This is a genomic window from Calditrichota bacterium (genome assembly GCA_013151735.1).
Classification (GTDB): Bacteria; Zhuqueibacterota; JdFR-76; order JdFR-76; family BMS3Abin05; genus BMS3Abin05.
The window spans coordinates 1-9,592 of sequence record JAADHR010000104.1; the positions used below are offsets into that span (position 1 = coordinate 1).

The 9,592-nt window shown below is 49.3% G+C and carries 6 protein-coding genes and 1 tRNA gene; all 7 read left to right on the forward strand.

Annotated elements, in window-relative coordinates; translation table 11 throughout:
• Positions 1-164 precede the first annotated feature (164 nt).
• Positions 165-238, forward strand: a tRNA-Met gene (locus GXO76_07100).
• A gap of 220 nt (positions 239-458) precedes the next feature.
• Positions 459-3,482, forward strand: coding sequence for a T9SS type A sorting domain-containing protein (locus GXO76_07105; protein NOY77619.1), 3,024 nt, complete (start codon positions 459-461; stop codon positions 3,480-3,482).
• 147 nt (positions 3,483-3,629) lie between these two features.
• Positions 3,630-5,042, forward strand: coding sequence for a tRNA lysidine(34) synthetase TilS (tilS, locus tag GXO76_07110; protein NOY77620.1), 1,413 nt, complete (start codon positions 3,630-3,632; stop codon positions 5,040-5,042).
• A gap of 1 nt (position 5,043) precedes the next feature.
• Positions 5,044-5,613 carry a hypoxanthine phosphoribosyltransferase gene (gene hpt, locus GXO76_07115; protein NOY77621.1) on the forward strand — a complete coding sequence of 190 codons (570 nt, stop codon included), beginning with the start codon at positions 5,044-5,046 and terminating at the stop codon, positions 5,611-5,613.
• 5 nt (positions 5,614-5,618) lie between these two features.
• Positions 5,619-7,742: an ATP-dependent metallopeptidase FtsH/Yme1/Tma family protein gene (locus tag GXO76_07120; protein NOY77622.1), complete on the forward strand. Its 2,124-nt coding sequence runs from the start codon at positions 5,619-5,621 to the stop codon at positions 7,740-7,742.
• Between the two features lie 17 nt (positions 7,743-7,759).
• Positions 7,760-9,340, forward strand: a complete 1,581-nt coding sequence (locus GXO76_07125; GenBank protein ID NOY77623.1) for a tetratricopeptide repeat protein — start codon at positions 7,760-7,762, stop codon at positions 9,338-9,340.
• Positions 9,337-9,592: hypothetical protein (locus GXO76_07130; protein NOY77624.1), on the forward strand; the 256-nt coding region annotated here is incomplete at its 3' end. The genes GXO76_07125 and GXO76_07130, both read left to right, overlap by 4 nt.

Below are 9,592 nucleotides of genomic sequence, written 5' to 3' on the forward strand. Positions count from 1 at the left end.
CAGGTTAATCGTGTCCGATTAAATTAAAAATATCCTGTAAATTCTGTCAAAAATTATTAAGGATTGGCACCTGTTGTCGGCTGGCGGATCGGGGAATTTTCTCCAAAAAAAATCTTGATTTTTCATAAAAAAATATTATATTTAGATTACTGAATTTGAAAAAAGGCGGTTTAGCTCAGTTGGTTAGAGCAGCGGAATCATAATCCGCGTGTCCGGGGTTCGAGTCCCTGAACCGCCACATTAAAAGCCTTCTGTGCACATGCAGAGGGCTTTTTTGTTTAAGGGTCAGGCATCTGTTCAAACCCATTTCAGACCGTTTTATGAACACCATTCGTGCTGGTACAAAACTTGCCCATTAAATTAAACGTTTGTTAATTTATTGAAGTTAGGTCTCACCGGATGGCAGAATTCAGATCAAATGGGCAAAGAGTTGTTCGGGAATTGTTCAGGGAGGTTTGATGATGAGGATACGGTTTTTTGCGGTAGCGATGCTGGGTGTAATGGTGGTGCTTTTGTCGGGGGAAAAGAATACCCGGGCCGCAACGGCAATGGTTGATACAATTTACCACGATAATTCGCTGGAATATGAAGACAGCAACCAGGATTGGAACGGGAATGGTATCCTCGACGAAACCGATCGTTTCGGAGGTACACCCAACGATGGTGTGCTTCATTGGCCGGCTGGGATTCATGTTCTCTCGAATGCGTACGGGGAGTATCAGGTTGGAGCGAACCATAAGTTGATCATTTCTCCCGGATCGGTGGTTGCCCTTAATCTGAATGTGGGAAATGGTTCCAGTGTCCTTGCCAAACAAGCTACCTTTCGTTCGATTACTCCCAATATCTACATGCAGATTCTTTTTGGCGACGGCAGTGAATTGGCGTTTGAAGGATGTATTTTCGATACCCTTTCTTCGATAGCCTCCGGTGTGGGAGCCAAAGGCAAACTCACCCTGCAGGATTGCGATCTGACCGATAAAATGGGATCGAACACCTATTCCACATTTGATGTGGTTTGCTCCGAATTAACCATTGAAGACAGCAGACTCTTTCTTGTGAACGGAGCCCGAATTTCGGCTGACCGCTTGTCCTTTACGGGATCGAATTTTTATTTTTATAATTCACTTGTAAAAACAATGGATTATGGAAATTCCTTCACCTGCCCTTTTGATAATCTGGAAAGCCTCTGGAACGGAGCCGTTTACCTGTACCACCCGGAAAACGCCTCCATTCAGAAATGCCGGTTTGAGGGACAGGGTGGTTTTGCTCTGGCCATTGAGGATTCCGCGGGCGCGGAAGTGGCTATAAACGAGTGTTCCTTTATCGATGCGGCCGTGGGACTTTGGGTGAGCAATCAATTATTGCAGTGGAGTGACTTTACCTGGAATTATTGGGGAGGGTCGCGTGGACCTCATATTTTTTTGTTTGATCTGTCCACGTCTACCTATTTTAGCGGGTATAATTTTAATGAAAAACGGTCCAGTGACGGCGTTCTGCTGGCTGTTCACACGGAACCCAATGCCGATTACACGGTTCGGTTTGATCCCTACATTTCGAGCGATCCCGGGGATGAAAACGCCGACAGTGATCTGGACGGACTCACCAATAATCAGGAAGACACGATCTGGGGAACCGATCCGTACAATCCCGACACGGACGGCGACGGTATCCTGGACGGCGTTGAAGTTCGGAATGGAACCAATCCGCTGGATCCGGGAGATCCGAGCTTTGAGCGGCCCGAAATAACCGAAGCCGATTCGGCTCTTCAAGACAAAGGAAATGACGATATTTTAGAGGCGATTTCGCCGGAAGCCGCCGATACGCTGCGCCAGCGGCTTGAAGCCGCTTCTCCCGAGGAAAAGGCTGATTTGTGGGAAAAGACCTTCGCGAAAATTGCTGAAGAAGGAATCCTGGGATCGTTAATGGTGGATGCTTTCAGCGATGATGAGAATCTGCAATCCTGGTTGGATCCCGCTTACGATCCCAACTGGCTGATTAATTATTATCTGGACGGCATGATTCAGGACAACTACGATTCTGCCTCCTACGCAGCCCGGATGAATCAATTGGTGGCCACGGCTCCGGATACCCTGAACAAATTTCTTCAGAGGAAGCACTGTCCGGCTCCTTCTGCGGATTTTCAATTGAGCCGCTCGGAAAGCGGCCTGGCTATTTACAAATCTCCCGGAGAAAAAAAGGCCGGCGTGCTCTTTACGCAGAAGGATGTGCAAGAAAATCCGCCCCTTTTGGGTGAAAATGAAAAAGGAGCCATCAACGCCATGGAAGGCGTGGGGAAACTGATTGAAAAAGTGGACAAAACCGGATTCATTTCAAAAATCTACAATACGGATCTGATTACGGGTACGCTGAAAGCCGGAATCAAAGTGACCAAAAAGTACATTTCGGCCCAGGGGCAGCTTTACCGTGTAACCAAAGACAACACCACCTACGTCAACAATCCGCCGGCTGCTCGTACCGACCTCTGGATTTCAAAAGATAAGGTCATTACGGTACAGGGGATTGGACAAATCGGAACGGTTCTCGAGGATGATTCGGGACAGAATAAATACATTGTGGTGAGTGGAAAGGTCTTTAAAAACGATTCCAAAAATTGGAGCTGGTTTCGCCGCTCGTGGACGTCCAAATTTGTGGGGGGCATTCCGGATCAGATTATCCCGCTGATTCCGGTTGATCCGGCGAAAGGAATTTACAAGGTCGATACCTCGAAAATTCCGTCCACGATTGGCGGGCAGCACCCCTTGTTAAAAAGAGCCGCACCGGACAGTACCGAGGCTTTTTTCGCCCTGTGTGACCCCGACAGCGATGGCGTGGCGGAAGTCCTTTTACTGGACTCGGATGGAGACAAGGTGTTTGACACCTTTTTGTATGCCACCGCCGGCGACAGGCTCGGATACAATCTTATTAAAATTGATTCCAATGAGGATGGAAAAATCGACCTTATTTTGGCCGATCTGGATGCTACGGGGACCCCCGACGCAGCCGATTTAAACGCAGACGGTACCTACGACGCCTTCGACACCAACGGCGACGGCCTGTTTGACCGCATTGACGTGGATTTCGATGGGAAATTCGATGCGCTGGATGTCAATCTGGACGGTACATTGGATGTGTTCTTCCTCTCAGGTTCAGAGAATCTTGGGATCCCGCAAAAGACAGAACGTTTTCCCAAGAGATTTACGTGCTCGCCCGTGTACCCCAATCCCGCATCATCCGGAGAGATGCTTGCGTTTTCGTACGAGCTGGCCCGGCCGGCCGATGTCAAAATCGCGGTTTACAATGTCCTCGGCCAAAAACTGGCAGAATGGTCTTTGAAGCAGCGTCCCGCTGGCCGGTACCCGTTTCACTGGGATGGAACGGGTAAGAACGGCGCCCGGCTCCCTGGCGGCCTCTACTTTATTCGCTTCTTCGTAGATGCAGGCCGGACCTTTCAGGCCGTGCGAAAGGTCGTGCTGATGCGTTAACGATTCTTTTCTTCGTTTACCCGGCAAGAAAGCAAAACTTGCCGGGTTTTTTATTTTTCGAATCCGGGCATAAAAACATTTACTTACAGACGAACGTCATTTTACAAAAGAGTTGCAATTTCTCTAAAATTTTCATTAATTACACCCATGCTGCTTACAGAACAAATCTTAAAAAATTTCAAGGAGTTTGTCCGCGACCAGCACCTGATTAAACCGGAAGAGGGCCTTCTGGTGGCGGTTTCCGGCGGGGTTGACTCGGTGGTTTTACTGGACCTGTTGCACCAGGTTCAGTCGGAGTGGAAACTGCGCCTGAAGGTGATTCATTTAAACCACAGCATCCGGGGCCGCGAGGCCGACCGGGATGAGACCTTTGTGCGAAAACTGGCGGACGCGTACGGGCTGGAGGGCATTTTTGAAAAACAGGATGTTCCGGCCTATCGGAAAGAGCACCGTCTGGGTCTGGAAGAGGCGGCCCGGGAGGTGCGGTATCGATTTTATGAGAGGGCTCTGGCCCAAACCGGATTTCAAAAGGTGGCTCTCGGGCACCAGAAAAATGACCAGGCGGAAACCATTCTTGCCAATTTTTTACGGGGGGCCGGAATGGCGGGACTGAGCGGAATTCCTGTTCAAAGAGGGCCGTTTATTCGTCCCCTGCTGTGGGCCTCGCGGGAGGACATTCTTCAATATGCTCGGGAAAAAGAGCTTGAGTTTCAGCAGGATTCCACCAATGCAGATGTGGACTATCGCCGAAACCGGATTCGCCGCGAGTTGATTCCCTATTTGAAGGAACATTTTAATCCCGAAATTGTAGAACAGACCTACCGGGTGGGACGCATCTTCTCGGAAATCGAATCATTCCTGATTGCTACGGCTCACGACTCTGCGGAAGACTGTATTCTTTTACAAAATCATTCAAAAATTATTCTTGATATTGATAAATTTTCAAAGTATTTTAATATAATAAAGAAATATATTTTAAGAGAATGTTTGGTCAAACTGGGGGTTGCACAATCACGTTTAACCTTTACGATGTATGATGCCTTGCTGTCCCTCGCGGAAAAGGGCAAAAAAGGACGAAAAATTCCGGTTGGTTCACATATTACGGTTTTGATTGACCAGTCCGGTTTGGTTATTCAAAGGGATCGCCCGATCCCGGAGCAACATCCCCTGACGGTTGAGCCGGGGCGAGACTACACGCTGAGCGATTATGGTGTGGTATTTCAAACACAGTTCTGTTCTGATCCTCAGGAATTTCAACGCAGTGTTCATGATCCGACAATCGAATATGTGGACTGGGAACGGCTTCAGGGGAAAAAACTCTTGCTTCGGCCGTGGCGCAAAGGAGACCGGTTCTTCCCATTGGGAATGGCGGGGCAGAAAAAAATCTCCGATTTTTTGATAGATGAAAAGGTGCCTCTCCACGAAAGACCACGCATTTTGGTATTCACAGCGGATGAAGAAATTGTTTGGATTTGCGGATATCGGTTGGACAATCGCTTCAGAGTAACAAAATCTACCAAAAAAAGCCTTAAGTTAGCCGTAGAAAAAATAAGGTCTTAATATGCGAAACGAACAAAACTTGCTGCAAGACGTTTTAAAAAAGGAAGAATTTGAAGTTTACATTTCGGAAGAAGATATTCGTCGGCGGACCAAGGAATTGGGACGGCAAATTGCCGAGGATTACCATGGCCGTGTGCCCATCTTTGTGGGGGTTCTGAACGGCAGCTTTATCTTTTTGGCGGATTTGATTCGTGAAGTTCCGATCGATTGTGAAATTGATTTTTTGAAGATTTCCAGCTACGGCGACGAGAAAATCTCCAGCGGAAATGTCTCATTGCTTAAAGCCCTCGATTGTGAAATCGAAGGCCGGGATCTAATCGTGGTGGAAGACATCGTGGACTCCGGACTGTCCATTCAGTACATGCGGCAGATGATTACCGCCATGAAACCGCGGTCCCTTAAATTCGTAACACTTTTATTGAAAAAACGGGATAATTCCATTGCGGCCCCAATCGATTACGTGGGCTTTGAAATTCCCGATAAGTTTGTTATCGGCTACGGCCTGGATTACAAACAAAAACTGCGCAATTTACGCGCAATTTATATTGAAAAAGAAAGTAAAATGGAGTGATATAGATGTTTAATCAGTTTGAACCCATTGAATTAAAAACCAACAAACCCGGTCAGAAAACACCGCCCAAGCGGCCAACGCTTCCGAGGCGTTCAAAAAATCAGAAGGGGAATGCTCCCGGCGGGAATAACGCCCCCAATGATGAAAATGGCGGCTGGAAACGCTATTCCCGTTCAATTACAATCTGGATTCTGATTATTCTTGGTTCCATTCTTTTTGCGCAGGCCTTCAGTAATTTGGGACGAAAAGGTGAACAGGTTATCAGTTACAGTGAGTATATGCGCCTGCTGGAGGCCAATCAAATTGAACGTGCCGTTATTAAGGATCACGAATTTCATGGCGTTTTAAAACATGAGAATGCCACGAAAGTGGGCGGCCGTGTGGTTAATTTTAAGCGATTCAAAGTCATGCTTCCCTTCATAAACAAGGACATGCTGGCGCAATGGGACAAGGCGGGAATCAAATACGATTTTCGGGAAAAATCCATGGACTGGCTGGGGTATTTGCTCAATCTGCTTCCGTGGATTGCTCTGGCGGCCATCTGGTTCTACCTGCTGAAACGCATGCAGGGCGGGGGAAGCAAGGGAATCTTTTCGTTTGGAAAATCCCGGGCCAAGCTGATGATGCAGGACAAGCTTCGGGTGACATTTGATGACGTGGCCGGTGCAGACGAAGCCAAACAGGAATTGTTGGAAATAATTGATTTTTTGAGAGATCCCGGAAAGTTTCAAAAGCTGGGCGGACACATTCCGAAGGGTGCCCTTTTGTTGGGGCCTCCGGGGACCGGGAAAACGCTGCTGGCAAAAGCCGTGGCGGGCGAGGCCGGGGTACCGTTTTTCAGTATCAGCGGCGCCGATTTTGTGGAGATGTTCGTCGGTGTGGGCGCATCCCGCGTGCGGGATTTGTTTGAACAGGGAAAGAAAAATGCCCCCTGCATTATTTTTATTGATGAAATTGATGCCGTAGGCCGCCACCGGGGCGCCGGATTAGGCGGCGGGCACGATGAACGGGAACAAACTCTGAATCAGCTTCTGGTTGAAATGGACGGGTTTGATTCCAACGAAGGGGTCATCCTCATCGCCGCAACCAACCGGCCGGATGTGTTGGATCAGGCCCTGCTGCGGCCGGGACGGTTTGACCGGCAGATTGTGGTGGACCGGCCCGATGTGCGCGGACGCGAGGGCATTTTGCGGGTACACACGCGCAAAATTCCCTTAGACAAGGATGTGGATCTGGAAATTATCGCCAAAGGAACACCGGGATTTTCCGGCGCCGATCTGGCCAATCTCGTCAACGAAGCGGCGCTGATGGCGGCTCGAAAGAACAAAAAGCGCGTCCAGATGGAGGACTTCGAGGAAGCCAAGGATAAGGTGTTGATGGGCGTGGAACGCAAGAGCATGATTATCAGCGATGACGAAAAGCGGAGTACGGCTTACCACGAATCGGGGCACGTGTTGGTGGCCAAGCTGATACCCGGTTCCGATCCCGTGCACAAGGTGACCATCATTCCGCGCGGGCGTGCGCTTGGAATTACATCGTACCTGCCCATCGATGAGCGCCACAGTTATTCCAAAGAATATCTCGAAACCCGGATGGTGCATCTGCTGGGCGGGCGCGCCGCCGAAAAGATTGTTCTGAATCACTACACCACCGGAGCCGGGAACGATATTGAGCGCGCAACGGAAATGGCCCGTAAAATGGTGTGTGAATGGGGCATGAGCGAAAAACTGGGGCCCGTCACATTCGGCAAAAAAGATGAGGAAATTTTCATCGGGCGCGAAATTGCACAGCACCGGGATTACAGCGAAGAAACAGCCAAAATTATTGACGGAGAAGTAAAGCGCATTGTTCAGGAAGCGGCCGATAAAGCTGAGAAACTCCTGCGCGACAATGTGGATCTTCTGCATCGTTTGGCGGATGCGCTGCTGGAATACGAAATTCTGGATGGGCATCAGATCGATCAAATCCTTGCAGGAGAAGCCATGGCACCGCCGCCGAAAAAGAAAAAAGCGGCCAATGCAGCACGAAGCAAACCGCGCCGCCGGAAAAAAACGGAATCTACAACACCCGTAGCAGAGAAATCTGAAAAATCGGCTGGTTCAGGTATGGATGAAGGAGAACACTCATAAGAATTTAGGATGAATTCATGATCAGGCATTGGTTCGGGGTTCTCTCGGCAGATGTACCGGGGGGATTTTGGGTGTGGATCGCTTTAATCCTGATTGGGTGGTTTACGGCCTGGTTTGTTTATCGAACGTCTGAACTGGTAGACAGGCGAAAATTCACGAGGTGGCTGGTCTGGATTTTCATCCTGTCTATTTTTATTTATGGGGGACTTTGGTGGGTGTTTCGGCCCCCTGCCCGGCATGAACGGGTGGCCCTGGCCACGCCGGGCGGTTTCCGGATCGATCCTTCTCACCCGGAAAATTACGCCGTTCAGTATGAAACCTTTCTTAAATTATCTCGCTGGCTTCCCCCCGACCGATTTATTGTGTATTCGCCCGACTGGGTGTACCGGATTATTCCAAAGGCCTGTTCAACCCGGAAGGATTCCATTCGTTCATTTCTGAAACGAATGAAAGTGGACCGGCTCATCTGGATCCGCTGGCGCCCGGAATCTCACCAGCTCGTTTGGGTGTCGGAAGAGCTGCGTCGAAAAATACCGGGAAAAAGCCAAACCTATTCAGGAAAGACGGTCTCTGCCGCCCTTGAAAACGGATTGCGCGATTTTTACACGGACAAAGACAGCCTGAAACAATTGGCCCGGTTACAGCGGGTGGACTTTCAGGCCACTCCGGATCAGTGGCGACAATTTGCACGGGGAAAACTGCAACTACTCACCAACGATTTGACGGGTGCCGAGAAAACCTTTCAGGGGATCCTGACCGAATCGCCCCAATCCTGCCTGGGCTGGGTGGGATTGGCCGAAAGCCACCTTCAAAGGGTGGTTGCCAAACAGGCTCTCGGTGGATATTTGGCCGATGATCTGGCATCCGCTTATTCCGCTGTTGTCAACGCTCGAAACGCGGCCCCAAACTGGTCTCTCGTGCATTTGCTGGAGGGGAAATACTACATTTTCATGGAAATCTGGAGCAAGGCTCAGGAAAGCCTGTTTAAGAGCTACCGGTTGTACCCGAATTCCGACGCTCTGTACATCGCCCTGTCCCGTTTGCATCCCTCCCGCTTGCGAAAAATCGGTTTTTATTCCATCCGGCAAACCCTGCATCGGGCTGTTTTTATGAACCCGGCCTCCATTCCTGCACATCTGCTGATGGCAGATGTTTTGTATCGTCAACACGATTTGGCTGAGGCGGAAAAACAATACAAAGAGTTGCTGGCATTTAATCCGGATTTGAAAGACGGACTGATGGAATTGGGCAAGTTTTATATTAACACCACAAACTATGCAGGAGCCCGAAGAATTTTTCAAAGACTCGTTCGGCAGGATTCCACAGATGCCATTTCCATTTACAATTTGGGGGTGATTGCCTTTCTTGAAGCAAGGCCCGACGAAGCCATTCCCTATTTTGAAAAAGCCCTTGCTGTCGGACACGTTGTCAATTCTTATCTCTATCTGGCCAAGATTTACGAACAGAAGGGCGAAACGGATCGGGCGATCTCTTTTTTGCGAAAACGGATTCACTTTAAATCGGGGCCGAACGATCCCTTTGCTGAAGAAGCCCGAAAACATCTGGTTGTTTTATTAAATCGAAAGGCGGCCAAATGATTCGGGTGTACGGGTTTTCGTTGGATTCGGATTGGCGGTTTTTGGAAAATCAGGAGCATTTGCTGGTCCCCCGTGCCCCTAAAATTTGGGGAATGGATATTCGCTTTCCGCACAGGTCGGACAAAAAATTGTGGATTGAATTTGCCCGAAAAAACGGCATTCCCGAATGGGAGGCTCAACCGGCAGATGAGCGGTCCTGTCGCCTGATGGTGACCCGTGAACAGGTCGATCACCTGATTGAGTGGAGCACGG